This window comes from Paenibacillus sp. B1-35 (genome assembly GCF_050474385.1).
GTDB classification, from domain to species: domain Bacteria; phylum Bacillota; class Bacilli; order Paenibacillales; family Paenibacillaceae; genus Paenibacillus_B; species Paenibacillus_B alvei.
On the sequence record NZ_JBCHVJ010000006.1, the window covers coordinates 245,513 to 265,295 of the forward strand.

The following is a 19,783-nucleotide window of genomic DNA, read 5'->3' on the forward strand; positions in this document are numbered from 1 at the left end:
TGGCAGTTCCTTATGTTTGATTCGTTTGTCCCTCATTGATGCTACTCAATCATTTCCAGCCACTCATTAAATTCACTCTGAAGCTTGGCATATTCATCCTTGAGCTTCGTGTATTCATCGCTAAGCTTCGTGTAAGCTTCCTGTGTCTCATCCACTTGTCTGCGCTCTTTTTCCCGCTCCAGCTGCGATAATCGGAATTGATGGGAGAGAATCTCGAATTGCTCCTGAATAACTTCCATCTCAGAATGAGAACGAGCCTGCTCTTCAGCATGCTTCTTCGCTTCCTCGACCTCAGATCGCAACTGTTCGACCAGCCGTTGCAGATGCTCACGGTCTTCACTCCATGCTGCAGTTGTGTCAGACCATTGCTGCTCTTGCTGTGCCCATTCCTGTTCACGCTGCTGCGCCCGTGCCATAGCTTCTTCATATTGTTCAAGCTCTGCAATATAGAGCTGTTGTTCTTCTTCTAACTGCACATAGCGGGATTGCACTTCCTCCACCTGCTGCTTCGCTTCTGCCACGGAAGCAGCGGCTTCATGCTGCGCCTGCTGAATGCTTGCGTAGGAAGCTTGCAGTTCTTCCTTCTCCAATTCCATCTTGCGGCACTTATCTTCGAACTCGGCAAGTTGATCGTATAGAGCATCTTGTTCTTTTTCAATGTTCGCCTGCCATGCGCTCCGTTCTGCTTCGAATTGCTCCTGCAACGCAGCTCGCGCCTGATCCGCTTCACGCATCCATGCTGCTCGTTCTTGTTCGAGACGTTCATTCAGCTGCCGGTCATACTGATTCCGAAGTGCTTCAAGCTCTTCTTCCATACTTTGCTTCATCGCGTCAATCTGTTGCTGCAAATCAGCCGCTTCAGCCTGTACATTATCTCTAACGCGAATGAGGCGTTCCATTTCCACTTGACGCGCACGATCCAGCTCTTCCGCGCGTCCTAAGTGACCTTCAAGCTGATGGATGCGGGCGTCCTTCTTTTGCATCGCCAGTTCAGCTTCCGCTCGCAAGGATTGCTCTAATTCCTCCAACTCCTTGGCGTGTGCCGCTAAAGCTTCATCCTGTAGTACAGTCCAGGCATCTATATCGCCTTCATATTGAGCACGCAGTTCCTGGATTTTCTGCTCGTACTGAGCTTGCTGTTCTTCCTGGCGCTTCTCCGATTGAACGCGCACTTCTTTCAGTTGCTCTTCATGTTGAGCACGCTCTTCTGCCAACTGCTTTTCACGCTGCGCACGCTCTTCTGCCAACTGCTCCTCATAGTGAGCAAGCTCCTCCTGCAACTGATCCTCGTATTGAGCACGCTCTTCCTGCTGCTGCTTCTCATGCTGGGCACGCTCTTCTGCCAGTTGCTTCTCATGCTGAGCACGCGCTTCTAGCAGCTTCTCCTCATGTTGAGCCCACTGCACCTGCTTCTGCTGTTCATATTGAGTACGCAGTTCTTCATTCTGCCGCTCATACCGAGCGATCAGTTCTTGCTCCTGCTGCTCAAGCTGCGCAAGCAAATCAAGCTGCTGCTCTTCATGTTGTTCAGTTGCTTCCTTCAATGCACGTACACGCTCTTGCTCAGAATGCTGCAGCTTCTCTTGATATACAGCCTCAACCTGCTGAACAGCCTTGCTGCGTTCAGATTCTGCCCGAGCAAGCTCTTGCTTCCACTTATCCTCAAGCTCCATCATTGACGTTCTTTTATCCGTTTCAGCTTGTTCCAACTGCTCCAGATGCTCAATGATCAATTGATCCAGCTCCAGTTCATGCCTTGACTTGGCTTCCGCCAACTCGGCGTGCAATTGAGCAGTTTCCTTTTCGTATTTTGCCTTAGCTTCGTCCAACGCCTGCTGATTCAGCGCCTGCGCTTCTCCCATCGCTTCCTCTTGATTAGCAAGCAGTTGAATGATTTCTTCCTCGTATTTTGCTTTCGCTTCCTTCAAAGCCTCTTGATGAAGTGACTGCATTTCGTCCATTGCTTGCTTCTGATCAGCCAGCAGCTGTGCAATATCCTTCTCGCACTGTGCCTTTACTTCATTCAGCGCCTTCTGATGCAGTGCCTGCGCCTCATCCAAGGCCTGCTTCTGTTCCGCTTGCGCCTTCGCCAAATTGGAACGCTGCTCAGCCTTCACCTGCTCGATTTCTTTAGCATGTTGCTCGGACAATTCTTTTACTTTGGCAGCATGGCGCTCTTCTGCTTGCTTGCGCTGGTTATCTTGGGCAAACTTCAACTGCTGAGCGTACTGTTCATGCTTTTGCTGCAACTGCTTCACATTCGTTTCATGCTGCTGCTTAAGCATTGTGAGCTGCTTATCTCGATCTTGAACCAGTTCCGCTTCTCTCTTCGCTAAGCGCGACTCCCAATCTGTTGTCTGGGCTGCCAATTGTCCTTCCCATGCGGCGGTCTGCTCCGCAAGCTGTTCTTCCCAATCTGCTGAGATCTGCTCGGCATTACGCTTTTCAGATTCAAGCTGCTCGCGCCATTGCTGTTCCTTGACGTTCAGCTTATCTGTCCATTCCTGCTCCCGCAAATTTCGCTCTTCCTGCCAGCTTTGTTCCTTATTCGAAAGCTTACGACTCCAGCTCTGTTTGGCTTCATCGAACTGCTTCTGCCATCCTTGCTCTGTGTCGGTAAGCTTGTTCTGCCATTGCTGCTCGGTCTCCGTATACTTGGCTTGCCAATCTTGCTCAGTTTGTGACAACTTCTCCTGCCAGCTCTGCTCGGACTCTGTCATTCTCTGCTGCCAGCTCTGCTCCGAGTCTTGAAGCTGTGATTCCCAAGTTTGATTTTGCTCATTCAGCTTCGTACTCCATAGACGCTCTGTCTCCTCCAGCTTTTCCTTGAGTGTACGCGCATGGAGCTGCTCCGCCTTCTGCTTTTCTTCCAGAACAGCCTTCAGCCGTTCTTCAACTTGCTGCAGCTTCTTCTTCTGTTCATTTTCACGCGCCGTCAACGATTGAATCCGACGCTCCGTCTCCTTCACCTGCTCGGTCAGCTTATGCACACGCTCTTCCGAAGCCTTATGCTTCTCGGCCAATTGCTGATTTGTTTCCTTCAGCTTTGCCGTTTCTGCACGAAGCTCTGCCGTCTGCTTTTCAGCCTTCGCTTTCTCATTGTTCAGCTCGGTTTGCAGCTTCTCCAGCTTCTGTGCAGACTCCTGACGCAGCTTCTCCAGCGCTTGCTCCGATTCCGTCTGAACCTGTGTCAGTTGCTTCGACAAATTATGATTCGCTGCTTCAACTTCCTTCAAAGACGAGCTAAGCTGTACTTGCTCATCCTTCACTTTCTGTACTTGCTCAGCAATATGTACCGCAGACAATACTGCAATGCGCGTTGTATCAAGACGCGAGTTGGCATTCGCGATGCTTCGCATATGCTCATCCACCATCGCCGCTACATTGCGCATGTAATCCTTGCTAGTTGTGCCTACCAATTTATATTGTGTTCCATATATTTCAACCGCTACTCGATGCTTATTATCCGGACTAGTCATTCATTGGTCCTCCTTACCTTCACGTGCCATGCTGGAGCTTGCAGCCCGCATGCAGCAACAATTTATTCCCTGTTTGCATCTCATATGCAAACTCTACTAGATAATTCGATATATCACCGCTCTTTTCCTCCTACGTATAGAGGAAAGTCAAGTTTCATTTCATAGATTTTTAGAGCAAAAAAACATCTCATATACCCTGCTATTTAAGGGTTTCCCTATTATAGGGGCAGCAGTAGCGGAATTGCAAATACAGGCCTTTTAGGAACTCTCTATGTATATTTCTTTATTTCTCTATTCTAGGAATGATATAGAATTATCACTCTTTGTTTGCCCATAAAAAAAGTTGGGAGCGGAATATCCGTCCCAACTTCTTGATCTTCTATTTATAGATGCTGCCTTACTTTCTCAACTCTGCCTTGAAGTTCGATTCGATTGCTGCCACGACCTTGCCGTGAAGCTCTGTAATCTCTTCGTCTGTGAAGGTATGCTCTGGATGACGATACACGAGTGAAATCGCAACGCTCTTCTTGTCTTCCGCAACATGCTCACCTGTGTAGACGTCGAACACATTTACAGATTCAAGCAGCTCGCCTGCAGTCTCCTTAGCAAGCGCAACGACTTGCCCTACCTCGGCGCCACGATCCAACACGATCGCAATATCTCGATCTACAGCCGGATAACGCGGAAGGCTGCGGTATTCAATATCGAAGTCTGCCGCATCGATCAACGGCTGCATCAAAATCTCGGCAACATACGTGTCTGCTACATCCTTGGCATGTTGTACCTCTGGGTGCAATTGACCAATGAAGCCGATATACTGTTCCCCGTGTTCTCCCGTCAAATATAGCGACGCGGAACGTCCTGGATGCAAACCTTGCGGGCGATCTGCCGCATAACGCACACGTCCATCCAAACCAAAGTACGATACGAGGCTGTCAAGCACACCTTTCATATCATAGAAATCAACCGGTTCTGCCTTCACATTCCACTGTGCAGCATTGCGCTTGCCTGTCATCAGTAAAGAAGCAACCAGCACTTCCTTCGGTTGAGCAGTCAACTGCTCTTCCTTCGTCAGATGCAGTGTGCCCAGTTCGAAGATGCTTATATCCTCGTGCTTGCGGTTGCGGTTGTACACCGCTACATCAATAAGCCCTGGCGTCAGGTTCGTGCGCAGCACACTGCGCTCTTCGCTCATCGGCATTGCCAAGCGAACAGGCACTGCATCTTCCAAGAAGGATGGGAACAATGCTGTATCCGCAGGGTTTGTAAAGGAATACGTCACGACCTCATTCAAGCCATTGTCTGTCAACACACGGCGGATCGCACGGCGGATGCTTTGTCCCTTCGTCAGATGGCCTGGCGTTGTCGAACCTTCTATAGCCGTTACCGGAATATTGTCATAGCCGTAAATACGCGCAACTTCCTCGATCAAGTCTACATCGCGCGTAATATCGCCACGGCGAGTTGGCACTGTGATGGCGAAGCTGCCTTCGGATTTTTCAACAAATTCGAAGCCAAGACGCTCCATAATTTTGCGAACCTCTTCGGATGTTAACGATGTACCAAGCAAACGGTTTGTTCTATCCAATGTCAGCTCGACTACTTTGCGTTCCAAAGATGCTGTTTTCTGCTCTACGATCCCCGCATACACTTCACCGTCAGCAAGTGTACGAATCAGTTCAGCCGCACGGTTCAATGCAGGTATGACCGCCTCTGGATTCACTTCTTTCTCGAAGCGCAGAGAAGCTTCGGAGCGCAATCCCAATTGACGGGACGTCTTGCGTACCACGCTACCCGTGAAGTGAGCGGACTCAAGCAAAATGTTCACTGTATCCGAAGATACTTCGGAGTTCTCACCGCCCATAACTCCTGCAAGCGCAACTGGCTTCACGCCGTCTGTAATGAGCAGCATATGCGGTTCCAGCTTGCGTTCTTGGCCGTCAAGCGTAACCAGTCCCTCACCTTCATTCGCAAAGCGAACGTCGATCGTTCCTCCACCATTCAGCTTATCTGCGTCAAACGCATGCAGCGGCTGTCCATATTCCAGCATGACGAAGTTCGTTACATCAACGATATTGTTGATTGGACGAACGCCTGCTGCAAGCAAGCGATTTTGCAGCCACAATGGAGATGGCTTAATCGTTACGCCTGCAATATAGCGTGCTGCGTAGTGCGTGCAGCCTTCCGCAGCGCTAATACTAATCTTCACTTTGCTTGAGGCAGCTTCAGCGCTTTCCTTCACATCCTGCTCTGGCAAACGCGCAGGACGCTCCAGCAACGCGCTTACTTCATGTGCAACACCGAGCATGCTTAGGCAGTCTGAGCGGTTTGGTGTAAGGTCAAGCTCCAGCACATGATCGTTCAAACCGAGCACGTCAGCGATTGGTGTTCCGAGATCTGTATCTGCTGGCAGTACGAGAATGCCTTCCTGCATTTCCTTCGGAAGCAGCTTGTCATTCATGCCAAGCTCCTTCGCTGAGCAGATCATGCCTTGGGATTCAACGCCGCGCAGCTTAGCGCGCTTGATTTTCATGCCGCCTGGCATAACTGCGCCAATCGTAGCAACTGGAACCTTTTGTCCTGCATCTACGTTTTTCGCGCCGCACACGATTTGCAGTTTTTCTTCTGCGCCTACGTCTACTTGGCACACGTTCAGCTTATCCGCATCTGGATGCTTCTCCTTGGATACGACATAGCCCACGACGATGTGGTCGAGTCCTTGATTACGGTTCTCCACCGAGTCGATCTCGATACCGGCACGCGTCATGCGTTCCGCGATTTCTTCAGCAGAAACGCCGGTCAAGTCGATATATTGCGATAGCCATTGGTAGGATACGTTCATTTCTCACTCTCTTCCTTTCTTCTGTTAAGAGGTGGTTCAAAAAGTCCGCTTTTGATCACGAAGCAACACAGGAAGTAACTCGACATCGAATCTCGCACTCACTCTCGAAGAGCGAATGCTTTCGATGTAGGTTTCCTTTGGAAACATTTCAAGTGCTCATGTAGTTTGCCTGCACTCCGCGCTTCCTTACAAGTTTTGCAAAGCAAACTCGCTACGAAAGCATCCGCTTCAAGTTCCCGCAACCTTCTTGGTGCTGAAAACCGAACTTTTTGAACTTTTATTTTGACTACATCCGCGCGAACTGCTGCACGAATTTCATATCGTTCGTATAGAAATGGCGAATATCGTCCACGCCGTATTTTAACATGGCAATACGCTCTACACCCATACCGAATGCGAAGCCGGAATACTCCTTCGGATCATAGCCGCCCATTTCAAGCACGCGCGGATGAACCATGCCTGCTCCCAGAATCTCGATCCAGCCTGTTTGTTTGCAGATTCGGCAGCCGCTGCCGCCGCATTTCATACAAGTCAAGTCGACCTCAACGCTTGGCTCCGTGAACGGGAAGAAGCTTGGACGCAAGCGAATTTGTGTTTTGGAACCGAACATTTCTTGCGCGAATTGAAGCAGCGTTCCCTTCAAGTCACTCATGCGGATGTGCTTATCGATCACGAGTCCTTCAATCTGATGGAACATGAAGGAATGCGTTGCGTCATCGTCATCGCGGCGATATACGCGGCCTGGGCAGATAATTTTAACGGGCCCTTTTCCCTTCATTGCTTCCATAGTACGCACTTGTACCGGCGATGTTTGCGTACGCATCAGGATGTCTTCGGTGATGTAGAACGAATCCTGCATATCGCGTGCAGGGTGATCCTTCGGCAGGTTCAGCGCTTCAAAGTTATAGTAGTCCTGCTCCACTTCCGGACCTTCTGCTACCGTGTATCCCATACCGATGAAAATGTCTTCAATTTGTTGAATAACCTTGTTCAGCGGGTGAACCGCACCAACCGTCATTGGGCGGCCCGGCAGTGTCACGTCAATTGTTTCTTCCTGAAGACGACGCTCCGTCTCTTCACGGAGAAAAGCCGCCTGCTTCTCCTCGATGAATGTCTCAATGGCTCCGCGCACTTCGTTCGCCACTTGACCGATGAGCGGACGCTCTTCTGCCGACAAGCTGCCCATGCCGCGCAGTACTTCTGTCAGCTCACCTTTTTTACCGAGGAATTTAACACGCAAATCATTTAAATGACCTGCATCCTTTACTTGCTGCAGCTTTTCCAGCGCTTCGGCGCGCAGTGCCTGTAAACGCTCCTTCATTGTGTAAGCCCCCTTCATTTCCACTCGAATTAAAAAAAGGCCTTCTCGTCACAAGGGACGAGAAGACCGTGGTACCACCCTAATTAGATCCGATTGGCATGCACTCCGAATGCGGAGGTTATGATCCAATCCAAAATCTCACTTGTAGCAGCAATAACGTGCCGCGAGTCCGGGAACCTCTACTGCAGCAGCTTCACCGTACGTGACGTGCCAGTTCAAGGTGCCTGCTCCGGAGTGAATTTCGACAGTCCATTCTTCAGCAGCGCTCTCAATCTGCGGCGCTGCCTCCCTGGCAAGCGGTACTGTGTACTTATCTCCATCTTCGCATGTGTTGACCATAGTTTTGAACAATCAATTAGTTATTTATTATATGTAATTTCACGGGTTGATGCAAGGTGGATCATTGTACAAATTGCAGGAAAGTCAAACATCACTTGATTATTTGAAGTGGTCATGTGATACAATAAGAGCAACTTATGCGCGAATTTGTATTCGGGCATAGTTTTTTATGAGTGCATATTCAAAAAGGCCGGTTTTCAGCACAAACTACTTTCTGTCGTTCTTCGTGATCACAAGTAGACTTTTTGAATTTCCTCTATTTCATGCTAAGGGTTGGGTGAGGGGCTACGATGGAAAGCAGGTTTACGATTGGTCCGCCAAAAGGAACATATACAATCGAAGACAGAAGCATCCTTGAATGACGCTTCTGAAGCTGCGCGAATCAACTGGCGGCAGGAACTGCTGGCCGGTGTCGTGTCCTTCTTCGCTATCGTCTATATTGTCATTGTAAATTCATCAATATTGGCAGATGCAGGCATACCGCAGGAAGCGGGAATTATCGCAACCGTGCTCGCTTCGTCTGTCGGCTGCTTGTTAATGGGCATATGGGGCAAATCCCCCATTATTCTAGTGCCCGGCATGGGCATTAACGCGATGTTCACCTACACGCTCGTGCATGGCATGGGCATGACATGGCAGCAGGCGCTGGGGGTCGTGGTATTATCCGGTGTTTGCTTTACGGCAATTAGCTTCACGTCACTTGCGGGGCAGCTGCGGGCAGCAATCCCAGAATCATTGCAGGAGGCTATTTCTGTAGGGATCGGGCTTATGCTCGTTTTAATCGGTCTGCAAAAGGGCGGCGTTATCGTCCCCAATCAGTCTACGATGATTGCATTGCAGTCCTTTGCTGATCCTGGAGTGCTTGTTACCCTCGCGACATTGGCTCTTACATGCATTCTGTTCATGCGCAACGTTCCGGGCAACTTGCTCATCGCCATTATTGCAGGAACAGCTCTCGCTTATGCAGTTGGTGCAGTGCCTAACGCTGGCGCAGCAACAGGCGGGTCTTTTTCGTGGGCTGCATATGGGGATGTATTCGGCCAGTTCACGTTTCAAGGCATGTCGGCTGTTACACTTGCTGTAGCAACCTTCTCGCTGACGCTCGTCATTGTGTTCGAAAATGTGGGGCTTGTAAATGCGCACCTGCAAATGAGCGGGAATCCGGAACGATTTAAGCGATCCTTGCAGGCCAATGCGATTTCCGTCATTACTTGCGGATTGTTCGGCACAAGCCCGAATGTCTCGACGGTTGAGACTGCTGCTGGCATTTCTGCTGGTGGTCGGACGGGGCTCACGTCTATCGTTACGGGGATCCTGTTTGCAGGTACATTGGTTGCATTACCGGTACTGACATTGGTACCTGATCAAGCCGTAGCTCCGATACTGATCTTTATCGGCGGCCTTATGATACCAAGCGTGAAAAAGATCGAATTCGATGCGATGCACAAGGGTCTTCCCGCGTTCTTCATTATCGCATTTATCCCGCTCATGCACAGCATCGTTGACGGGATTGCAGTCGGATTTATCAGCTACGCGCTGTTCCATCTTGCCGTTGGCAAGGGGCGCGAAGTAAAGCCGCTGTTCTATGGGATTTCACTGTTGTTCGTTCTGCACTTTGTGCTACAAACGCTATAGGATTAACAATCAGAAGAGGGAGAGGGCCGGCGAATGTCGGCCCTTTTCGTTGTGAAAGGAATCGAGAGGGTAAGTTTTACATGGGGGCTATATTGCGGAGTATGTCTCACCGGTAATTTCTTTAAATTGTTCTGGCGTAATCTTGCCAAACTCGCAGAACTTCCCGACATATAACGAATCTTTCGGATCGTTTTTGTAGATCCCCATATCATAGTACCGTTTAATCGTTGTGAACCAGTCCATATTAGATCACTCCTTTTTCAGCTAGCTGTAATAGTAGTGTTGCATGATCTTGCGTAAGCTCAATGTTTTGGGAACGCAGCTCGCTCGTCCCTTCTACGTGTTTATCGCTCTTCGCTTCCAGTGCGGCAACATGAAGCAGCAGCTTCGCATTTTCGAGACGCAGCTGATCCAGCTCTGTTGGCAATGGCTTTGGCTGCAAAGCTTCAATTTCTTCCTCCGTTAGGCCGTTGCTCCAAAAGGAAGATGCGTCTACTGATGCAGGACGCTGCGGTGCAGGCTTCCCGCTCGTCGGATCATGTTTCGCTAGTGCTCCAAGGTATTCGACGTATGCGAGGTCGTAGTCTGCTTTTGCTTTGCGATAGCCGAGTACGTCAAAGGTTGGTTCGTAAAGACCATCAGGCAGCGGAATGGCTACTGTGTATCCGACTAGTTTCGTTTTAGCTTCAGTTGGTAGATTGTCGTCATTCTGCTGCGAAGCTAGTAATTCTGCATCATTGGAGCCAGTTTGAACCGGCCCCGTTCTATCAAAAACGCCCGTCACGGAGTCCGCAACGAGCGTTGGTTCAATGTATCGACCGTTAAGGTCAGTTATGATTGCTTCTTTCAATGTAAAGCCTCCTTATTATTCTGCTAAGAATGGTGGTAAATGTAAGCTGATCCACTCACCTTTTTCTGCAGATAATTGAATAGGGGTATTTGAAAAAATCCCTCCGTTTGGTGCAATTTTTATACGTGTTGTAGCTTCTCCTCCTGACCCATCAGCATTTCTTTCTGAATAAAATGGAACCGCAAAAGTAAGCGAATGCTTAGGTCTAAATCCTTTGGGTAAAATTGAGATTGCTGTCCCAGGAGTACCGCCAGAAAGTAATCCATATAACCATACATATCCAGCAGAATCTTTTCTAACAAATAGCCCCTGCAAATAGTCTGGGTATCTTGTGGAACCAGTGTAACTATTCAGAGGAGTTAATTGAATGAGGCTGGGCACGCCCTTTTCTGCCTTCTGATTTTCTACCACTGATAGTCGTCGATCTACGTCACTAGCCCACTTCGCTACATTCGTAACAGTTCCACGCAGATTCTCTGCAATGCTACCGCTGATTGGCACCGCAAGCCCAGAATCAAGCATTGTGTAAGTAACGTAGTAGACTGCGGTAGGATCGAAGTTTTCTTTTAGCGTATACAAATACTCCTTACCATTCGGCCTACTGTCTGCATAAACTCGCCACGCCGATGATCCAACCCCCCCCTGATATACGCGCATTATTTTGTTTGTCTTATGTGATAAATTTGTCCCCGAAACGTTTAAGTGGTTAATATAAAAATTCCCGTATATATCAGCCCCAACATTAGCCTTCTCCCGAATCACAACACCGCTGCCGACTTCGACCATGTTCCAGCCTTTGGAAACATTGAGGCCAGTTTCGTATTTTGAGATAGCCACGATGGTTGGCTTAGTTTTAAGATATTGTAATTTGTACAAACCATGGGTTCCATCTATTACTTTAGGAGAATTACTTGCGGGTAATACAGAAGTTCCTCCACCATAAGTACCATTTTGCCTACGATATCCCCATGCCTTGTTTAATCCGTCTGTACGGTTATATACACCATCTCCTGGGGGATTTGACAGACTATCGTACATCTTCCACCCTAAAAAGTAGGCTTTAATTTCATCAACTGTAGGTTCGTAGTCATCTCCCCATCCGCTGTCCTCGTTCGAGATACTTAAATATAAATGCGAAGAATTTATTCGGACTAGATCACAGTCTGTCCAATCCACAATTGGAATATCTGAAACTTTAAGCTGATTCCCGTCAAATTTAGTAGCGAATAGTTTCCCACAATCATCATTATCTAAGGGTGAATCACTGTCGATTGCAAGATCACTGATCATAACAGTCTTAAATCCTTTGTTTTTAACCGGTGCCCTCTCATATAAGTGAAACCCATCCAATGTTTTCTTCTTCCACTTTTCTAACACGTATGGCAACCCATCATCACCAATAAATAACATATCTGGGTTTGACGTGCCTACAGGGTCAGCTGCTAGCTGGCACTCAGCTGCCCACATGCTTTGAGTTTGATTCGCAAACGGATGTGCCTCTGCAAATGGATACATAACAAAGTCACTAAACTTAAACTGACCTATTAGGGGAATTATTCCTTCTTGTTCATTTGATAAATAAACTCTTACACAACTACAATTAGGAGGTGTAATGATGTACGAATAATTATTAGACATGTGGTACGTTGGTGAAATCAAAAAATAATTCTTATTACCTGCAGTTGATAGATCTTTATAGTACTCAACTCGAATATTTCCTTTAGGGTTATTACATAGTGTGTGAATGCCATATTTTTTGTTGGGTGAAACTACCAAATCGTAAAAGATCCCTTTATTCTCTTCGCCTTCAGCCTCAAAGTAAAAGGAATATATACCGTCTATAAATACACCTTTACCATTGATTTTAAACTCGTAAGCAGGAGGAAACATATTGCCTGATATGCATCTTAAATATGGATTTACAACATTAGTGATAGAATCTACATAGGGGAAGCGTCCTCCAACTTCTACTGAACTGAATGTAGAAAGTTGATGAGCATCCTCATCTGAGATTTCAAAAACTCTTAGGTCTTTGAATAGCGCATAACTATCCTTCGACCCCAAAATGTGCAAATAAACACTCATTCCTCTACTTGTTTTCGAACCATCGAAAATTGCAAATGCAATTTGATCTTCAGTACCAGTTACAGGATTACTAGAGATGGCATAATTAACTTCATCGGATAATTCGATATGGGCTGATTTAGCAGTACCGGCATTTACCACACCAACTAGCAAGTACTTTGATGCTCCTTCACCTACCCTCGCTCTAGTTGGTGTTCTAAATGTTCCTCGCTCTTTGGATCCATCTAACGTTACTTTTACGTAATCTCCCTCTTTTTCAGCGGTTACTGCGTCAGGGAGATATTTCGTCAAATCTACAAACCTCCCATTTCTTCCGAGTAAATTTGCCAGTGTCCGTCCCTTAATGCTTCCAAGTTTAAAAGGAGTATCGTTCTCAGTCTCAATAATCTGCACGCCCGGCTGCAACGTAATATCCTTATACTCCGCCACATGGGCGTCCTTCAGGCCTTGTTCGATGCGGTTTAGATCCTTTTCTGTAACGGTATCGTCATACTTCCAGTTCGTTTTAGCCTCGTATGGCATTAGGCCACCTCCTTCACTGTAATCGGCTGCTTGATGATCGTATCGGACGTGAGCGGGATGTAGACGTCATTCGACGTCAGCACCGTGCCGTCAGCAGCCCGAAGCTCGATCAGCGATACGCTGTCGACAGATCCAAGCGGAATCATATATTCCAGATTGACGACGCTCTGTGATACTTGCTTCACCGTAAACTCTGTAATCTCATACGTTTTATTCAGCACGACCTTGGCAATTCGCGTGTTGACATGGGTCGCCAGTTCATTCAGCAGCGTTGATTCGATCATTTGATCTGCACCTCCAGCCCGCGCTCGGCGAATGGCGAACGTCCCAGCTTCCACGTCGTCGAAAGCCTTGTCGTCCGCTTCAAATCTGAGCGGTATATATTCTCATTCACTCCTACATTGGACAGCAGCGCCGTCTCCTGTTGATAAACCAAGTTGGCAGGCTTCACTGCGTATACCGTATGCCCGACCTCCTTGAATACGGCTGCATCCGTAATGTTGGCAACGATGCGCAGCAGAAAAGCGTCCGCATCCACAACAGCCCGAGCCTTGTCCTTGCCAAGCAAAAAATCCAGCTTCTCCTGCAAATACCGGATCGTAAACGGCGGCTTCGTCGTGTAGCGGTTGATAATCCGTTTGCGCCGGAAATCGATCGATTCCGCATCGCGATCCGGGAGAATATTCAGCATCCGCTCCCGCCTTGCAATTGCATCCTCGCTTGCAGTCATGACGAACTGATCGTCGAACAGCCTTTGCATGGCGGCCAGCAGATTATCCTTTTCCCCATCCTGCGTCTCCATAAGCAGAACCATTTCCTTAACGTCATGGTAAAAGTCAGGCAAACGCTTAAGCAACGGTTCAGCCATTCAAGGTCACCGTCCCCATGACCGGCAGCTCTTCCGTGTCCAGCTCCACATTGGCTCCCTTGTCGTTCAGCTTCGTATCCGCAATATCTGCAATACCCTTTACATTCAAAATACGGGCTTCCAGTTGACTTACACGCACGACGGTTCGGTCTTCCTCTTTCCAGCTCATACGCAGCGTCCGCAAGTAATCGGCGATCACTTTTTCAACGTCCGCCTTCACCTGTGACACGGATATTCCCGCTTCAAGCGTAAGTGTGGTCGACACATGAATGCTTACGGATACTGCCCCCTTAATGGTGACGGTATGGCCAATCGGCGCAAAGCCCATTCCCTTGCCTTGATTCACCTCTGGATCGATGATCGTCTGCACATCCTTCACCAGCTCAGCAGACGGAGATTCGAAGCTGCTCGATATGATGGTGCACTTTACCGTGCCTCCACCTTTCCATACCGGGAATATTTTCACGCCGCCTACACCTGAAAGAGAGGTTACCTTCTTCTTATAGTCGGCTGCATTGCCCCCGAATGGCTGTTCATTCACGGCCTCGAAGAACCGACGTCTCAGCGATTCATCCGATTCCGCATCCGCGCCTGGCGTAATCACCTCCGCTAATTCAGCTCGGGCAAGACCATCTACGTAATCAACCGGCATTAAGGAGCCGTAGTATTCATTTCCTTTTGCGCCCTTGCTTTCACATTCGAGCACGAACACACCTGCCGATAATCGTTCGATGACTACATAATTAAGCTCAATCGTTGAAAAGCGGGATCTCAAAGGCACATCGAATGGCTTGCCTGCCGCATCATAAAACAATCCCTTGCGTTTGGCTGCTGTGGCCGGCTTGCGCTTCACTCCATATTCAGCCGTGCGCCGCTCCAAATATTCGCCGCTTGATGTATCTGCATATGAAAGTTCATTTTGAAAATGCAAGTCCGTATAAGCCTGTACCAACTCCAAAGCAATCGGGGCAAGCGCATCGTAAATGATACTGCCTTCCCGTTTGTCCACGTCATTCGGAACGCGTTCCAGCATTCGCTCCATCATGTCCTCCAATCGAGGCACGTTCCAAGCACCTTGTTCCCATTCAGCCATCCATCTTCACCTCCTTCTTCATTTCCAACTGTCCTAAAACCGTCTCAACCGTAAAATGAACGTGCAGAGCGTCTCCCGTTTGCTCGAAGGCAAACTCGCCTACGCGCAAAATGCGGTCATCCTGCAGCAAAGCTTCCGATATCGTGCGCTCCAGCTCCGACTTCACGAATCCCAAGCTATAACCAAGCTGTGCGCGAAGCTCAGATCCATAATCCGGGCTGTAAATCAAATACTCGAAACGTTCCGTCAACAGAATTTTAAGCACGGCCTGCCGTATCGCTTCCAAGCCATCTGTCATTCCTAAAATGCGCCCAGCCTCCATATCCAGCCGATAGGTGCGCGTAGGCTGCTCCGTATACTCCATCATCGTGGGAGCATCTTCAATCTCCGGCTCGAACCTTGACTTCGGGATCATGTACCCACCACCCTATCGAGTGCAACGTAGCTTTGTCCTCCCTGCATACGGGCGAGCAGCAGCCGATCCCCAGCATACAGCCCTTCACGGATCGTAACCTCTTCTCCGCCGATGCGCACCTTGTACTCGGTAAGCTGTTCCGTTATGACAAGAGCGGATTCCGGCAGAGTGAAGCGCTGCTCCACCTGCACCTGCAAAGGCGATACGCTGAGCACCACACCATACAGCAGGGCAACCGGGCTCGATGCCTCCACCGCTCCTACACCCGCTTTTTTAATAATGTCCAGCATCGTCCTCATCTCTAAATCTCCTTCAACGTTAATGACATCGTATGTCCTGACCCGCTCCACTCCTGGGAGCATTCCTCAATGAGCCTGAACTGCTCTTTCTCCTGTCCCGGCACAAAAATAGGGATGTACATTCCGGCCCGAATGCGCACATCCCCTACAGCGTTTACTTTTAAGGTTTTTTTCTCACGGTTATGGAGCTCCAGCAAATTTTCCCCAAGCTGCTTGATTTGAGCCCGATTCAGCTTGTCGTCTACCTTTTTATAAAGCTGCAAATGACCCCATTTCGCCAAATTATCACTATGTTTTGTCACATAAATCTCGCGCACGCCTTTTTCCTGATTGTCCCGATACAGCTTAATAAAGTTATACGTATCATCATCAATACTTACCTTATAGGAAATGCTCGTCATCTGACTGCCTTCGCCGATGAAGTATTCTGTCTTCCAGCTCTTCGCCTCCCGCAGCGTGAGCTTCCCGAAATCATCATACAGCACGTAAATGTTTTTGGTGGCGATTAACGTCAGATCAAGCGCACGGAACATCATATCCAAGAGCTTCTTGTTGTCCTCCATAAAAGTCGGGATTTTATGCTTCGTATCTGCCAAATCTCCAACCTGGATGTTGAAATTTTTGGAAATATGCCGGATTACCTCAGTAGCCGTCACATTTTTGAGCATGCACCAGTCATTCATCATCAAATAGCGCATCTGGTCATAAGCAGTCAGCTTCACAGTACTGCTCTCATCCGTTTCAATGCTGAACACATAGCCGTAAAAAACAGGCACCCCATCTTCTTGCACGCGCACGATATCACCATTATTGATGGTAAAGCTGCGATCTTGAAATATTGCTCCCTTCATAAAGGAAATCGATATGCTTGCAGGCTTGCCAATGCGAGCGGTCGACCATGTCAGGCTCGAGATCAGGTGTGACATGTCCCACGCGTTGCCATCGCGATTATCGACCAACACTTCCAACCTGTTCATTTCACAAATTCACCTCCTACGTCGCTGTGCCTCACTGCTTTCTAGGAAGTCGCAGAACACGATTCGGTTCCAATTCATGCAGGGCCTCATCTGCTGAAATGCCGTTCAGTCTTTGAATGTCGATTGCTTTTCTAGTGTCGTTGAAAAACTTTTGGGCAATCAAACACAGCTTATCCCCTGGCTGCGTCATGTACTCGGTTGTTCCTTTACGCTCATCTGGACGCGGCTGTGACGGATTTGGCACATTGGTCGCACTTGTCAGCTTCCCGTTCAGCTTTACCTTTTTGGCCGCATAAAATTTATACAGCTTCAAGGAAATGTCGTACTCCAAATCGCCAACACTGCCGGCAACTTCACGCCAAGTAAACTTATCAATCGCCATAGCGAGATTCATATGGTAAGTTGGCGTCGTAAGCACGAAGCGAATCGGACGCTCGGTCTCCATCCATTCACGCAATTGAATGATATAATCACTAGGCGGCAGCAATTTCTCTGGCGGGATATGCACATATGGCCCGTAATGGAGCGGAAAAAAACTGCTGAATTGAATATCGGCCAGCTTTGGCGTATGGATGCTCACGACTTCCCCGATACCGACGATATCGAAGGACTGCAAATTTCCCGCTTCGCTGATCTCCAGCTGAGCTGGGTTTACAGGCAGCTCGATGACCTTCTCTTGGTTGTTGAAGCTCAAATAGATATGGTATCCACTCATCCGTACACCCCTTCCGCCGTTGACACGAATTCTTCCTCCAGCTTCTTCTCGATGCGATTGATTAACGTATCCATATCGAAGCCTTGATGGATATCACCTGTGTTTACCTGAACAGTCGGCGTTAAGGATACGAAGTTCTGGATGCTATCCATTTCTGCCAAATCGCGCATCATCTCTATGCTTTCATCCGTAATTTCAACTTTATTGTCGATGGCCCCGACTTTACCTACCTCGCCTACTTTCGGGATGTTCATAGTACCGCCAGTATTTAACCCAGGCATAACTCCCCCAGCAGTGCTAGGCAATGTTTCAGGCGTTTTTGGAGTTTTAGGCAGTTTTTCAGGTTTATATGAGTTATTGGATTCTGTTAGTTTGGTTAAGTTATCAATTCCGAATTTCTTTTTGAAATTATCGACAGAGAAATTTTCAGCACCATCAGCAGCAGCATTAAAGCCTCCTTCAATCGTAGCACTAACGTCTGATTGAAACTTATCAGTTTTAATGTGCTCCAGCTTTATATCCACCTTTTCTTTAATTCCAAGTATGCTACCGATGGCATTAGCAACCCTGTTAACGCCTTCTAAGAGAAAATTAATCATGTCAAATGCCTTATTTACAAGCCAAGTAAAAGCTTGTATTGCTCCAGTAACAAAGCCGGCTACCATTTGCCCCATGGATCGAAGTGCATTCGCAAAACCTTCGCGTACTGGCTCCATTACAGCAATTAATGCTAGAAAGGCTCCAATCAATGCAACTAAAGCCAAAATAACAATTGTAACCGGATTCAGTGCCATTATGGCATTCCACAGAGTCTGCACTGCCGCAGATATTTGTGTCACCACTACAATAATTGTCATTATCGTATAGTACATCATTAATGCGCCGACAATAGCACCTAGTATAGGCAAGACTAGCGGTAAATTATTATTAAATATATCCACCAGCCATAAGAATCCCTCCACTACCCAAGTGGCCAATTGTGCAATAATAGCTAGTCCTCCACTTAGTACGGCAAAGAAGTTATCAAATTGCCCCGTCTGGAATGCTTGATTCAACATGTCCAGCATCGGACTAAACATCTGTATGGCAGTCTCTCCAGCAGCTCCCAGCATTCCATTAAATCGTGTTACAGTCTCTTCCCACTTACGAGAAGGACTGTCCATCAGCATTTCAAGGGAAGTTTTGCTCATGTTAGCTTTTTCCATCAACGTGTCAAAGGCCTTCATGAAGCCATTTAAATCACCGGTTTTAGAGAAGGATTCTAATTTTGCCTGATCTGCGGCACTTACCGGCATTTTCAGTTGCGCCAATAAACCTTCACTCTTACCGAAATATGCGTCTTTCATTAAGTCGGCAGTTTTAGTTGGATCTCCACCGTTCGCTTGAAATGATGATAAACGCTGTACCATTTCATTCATGTGAATTAAATCTTGGGTGTTTTTAGAGACGGAGGTCAATGTAAGGCCAGATTCCAAAGATTTCGTTACATCCTCTCCACTAAGTAATGCTTGAGCTCGGAGAGCCTCGTATACTTGCGTCCCTTCTTGGCGATTTCCGTATTTAGCATTATATTGGGATCTGATATCTTCTGATTCAGCTGCCCCCTTAATCGCATCCATGCCCATATTCTGAACGAAGCCCAGCATTTTGGAACCTATGCCACCAAACCACTTCCCGATATTCTCACGGACAGCAGCGTGAACGGCCGCTCCCTTTTTAATTCTGTCAGCCTTTGCACTCTCTTTAGTGGGTTTATTATCCTCACGAGAATCTTCAGTAGATGATTCAGTTGGAGATGCTCCATTAGAAGATCCTTGCCTAGTTTTCTGCTGCTGAATTCGATTGTACCCGGAGGTAGCCCGATTCCATCCTTTATGAATGCCATTGTTAGCCTGCTGCCACGCTCTATTGATGTTGTTCCCCGCCTGCTTCCAGCCACGGTTTATTCCAGAGTTCGCACGCTGCCATATCTGATTCATGCTGGAACCAGTTTTCTGCCATGATTTATTGATGCCGTTGCTGGTTCGCTGCCATGATTGTGAGATTTGATTTGCCGTCTTTTGCCATGCTTGAGATATCCCATTGGCTGCTTTTTGCCATGCTTGGACAATCGTATTTGACGCCTTTTTTAAAGACTGATTGATGGCGTTTATCGTTTTTTGCCAAGATTGATTAATTGCAGTTGCAGTTTTCTGCCAAGTCTTCGTGATCGCTTCCACCGACTTCTTCATAACTTGATTCATCGTTGTGCTTACCTTGGCAAAAGCATTAGCAAACGTCTGAACTGACTTTGCCGCGATCTTTAAAGCCTGTAATGACTGCTCATCCATCTTCTTCCCTCCC

15 protein-coding genes and 1 other annotated feature are annotated in these 19,783 nt (G+C 47.8%); of the genes, 1 reads left to right on the top strand and 14 read right to left on the bottom strand.

Annotated elements, in window-relative coordinates:
- Positions 1-41: 41 nt before the first annotated feature.
- From zapA to pheS, 3 genes are all read right to left on the bottom strand, one after another.
- Positions 42-3,479 (bottom strand): cell division protein ZapA, encoded by a 3,438-nt coding sequence (gene zapA / locus ACQ5BJ_RS20305; protein WP_268599009.1) that lies wholly within the window; start codon positions 3,477-3,479, stop codon positions 42-44.
- A 397-nt stretch (positions 3,480-3,876) separates the two neighbouring features.
- Positions 3,877-6,321 (bottom strand): phenylalanine--tRNA ligase subunit beta, encoded by a 2,445-nt coding sequence (pheT, locus tag ACQ5BJ_RS20310; RefSeq protein WP_005548530.1) that lies wholly within the window; start codon positions 6,319-6,321, stop codon positions 3,877-3,879.
- Between the two features lie 286 nt (positions 6,322-6,607).
- Entirely contained in the window at positions 6,608-7,642 is a 1,035-nt protein-coding gene (gene pheS / locus ACQ5BJ_RS20315) for a phenylalanine--tRNA ligase subunit alpha (RefSeq protein ID WP_430112135.1), read from the bottom strand.
- A 50-nt stretch (positions 7,643-7,692) separates the two neighbouring features.
- Positions 7,693-7,974, bottom strand: a binding site (T-box leader).
- A 316-nt stretch (positions 7,975-8,290) separates the two neighbouring features.
- On the opposite strand from pheS, the gene ACQ5BJ_RS20320 reads away from it, so the two are divergent.
- Positions 8,291-9,616, top strand: coding sequence for an NCS2 family permease (locus tag ACQ5BJ_RS20320; RefSeq protein WP_430112137.1), 1,326 nt, complete (start codon positions 8,291-8,293; stop codon positions 9,614-9,616).
- Positions 9,617-9,703: 87 nt separating this feature from the next.
- Here the strand turns inward: ACQ5BJ_RS20320 and ACQ5BJ_RS20325 are convergent, their stop codons facing one another.
- From ACQ5BJ_RS20325 to ACQ5BJ_RS20375, 11 genes are read right to left on the bottom strand one after another with little or no spacing between them, the layout of a single operon-like run.
- The gene (locus ACQ5BJ_RS20325; protein ID WP_005548537.1) at positions 9,704-9,859 is read right to left on the bottom strand and encodes an XkdX family protein; all 156 of its coding nucleotides are present in this window, start codon (positions 9,857-9,859) and stop codon (positions 9,704-9,706) included.
- Position 9,860: 1 nt separating this feature from the next.
- Positions 9,861-10,466, bottom strand: a complete 606-nt coding sequence (locus ACQ5BJ_RS20330; RefSeq protein WP_430112139.1) for a hypothetical protein — start codon at positions 10,464-10,466, stop codon at positions 9,861-9,863.
- 15 nt (positions 10,467-10,481) lie between these two features.
- Entirely contained in the window at positions 10,482-13,073 is a 2,592-nt protein-coding gene (locus ACQ5BJ_RS20335; protein WP_430112141.1) for a hypothetical protein, read from the bottom strand.
- A complete protein-coding gene (locus ACQ5BJ_RS20340) occupies positions 13,073-13,357 on the bottom strand; it encodes a ketopantoate hydroxymethyltransferase (protein WP_268599014.1) in 285 nt (94 codons plus the stop codon). Before ACQ5BJ_RS20340 ends, ACQ5BJ_RS20335 begins: the two co-directional genes overlap by 1 nt.
- Positions 13,354-13,941: a putative phage tail protein gene (locus ACQ5BJ_RS20345; RefSeq protein ID WP_430112143.1), complete on the bottom strand. Its 588-nt coding sequence runs from the start codon at positions 13,939-13,941 to the stop codon at positions 13,354-13,356. Before ACQ5BJ_RS20345 ends, ACQ5BJ_RS20340 begins: the two co-directional genes overlap by 4 nt.
- Positions 13,934-15,034: a baseplate J/gp47 family protein gene (locus ACQ5BJ_RS20350; RefSeq protein WP_430112145.1), complete on the bottom strand. Its 1,101-nt coding sequence runs from the start codon at positions 15,032-15,034 to the stop codon at positions 13,934-13,936. Before ACQ5BJ_RS20350 ends, ACQ5BJ_RS20345 begins: the two co-directional genes overlap by 8 nt.
- Complete coding sequence (locus tag ACQ5BJ_RS20355) at positions 15,027-15,449, bottom strand: DUF2634 domain-containing protein (protein ID WP_268620741.1); 423 nt, start codon at positions 15,447-15,449, stop codon at positions 15,027-15,029. Before ACQ5BJ_RS20355 ends, ACQ5BJ_RS20350 begins: the two co-directional genes overlap by 8 nt.
- Positions 15,446-15,748, bottom strand: coding sequence for a DUF2577 domain-containing protein (locus ACQ5BJ_RS20360; protein ID WP_171415808.1), 303 nt, complete (start codon positions 15,746-15,748; stop codon positions 15,446-15,448). Before ACQ5BJ_RS20360 ends, ACQ5BJ_RS20355 begins: the two co-directional genes overlap by 4 nt.
- Before the next feature lie 2 nt (positions 15,749-15,750).
- Positions 15,751-16,725 (bottom strand): XkdQ/YqbQ family protein, encoded by a 975-nt coding sequence (locus tag ACQ5BJ_RS20365; protein WP_430112147.1) that lies wholly within the window; start codon positions 16,723-16,725, stop codon positions 15,751-15,753.
- A gap of 31 nt (positions 16,726-16,756) precedes the next feature.
- Positions 16,757-17,440: a LysM peptidoglycan-binding domain-containing protein gene (locus ACQ5BJ_RS20370; protein WP_430112149.1), complete on the bottom strand. Its 684-nt coding sequence runs from the start codon at positions 17,438-17,440 to the stop codon at positions 16,757-16,759.
- The gene (locus tag ACQ5BJ_RS20375) at positions 17,437-19,770 is read right to left on the bottom strand and encodes a hypothetical protein (RefSeq protein WP_430112151.1); all 2,334 of its coding nucleotides are present in this window, start codon (positions 19,768-19,770) and stop codon (positions 17,437-17,439) included. Before ACQ5BJ_RS20375 ends, ACQ5BJ_RS20370 begins: the two co-directional genes overlap by 4 nt.
- Positions 19,771-19,783 lie beyond the last annotated feature (13 nt).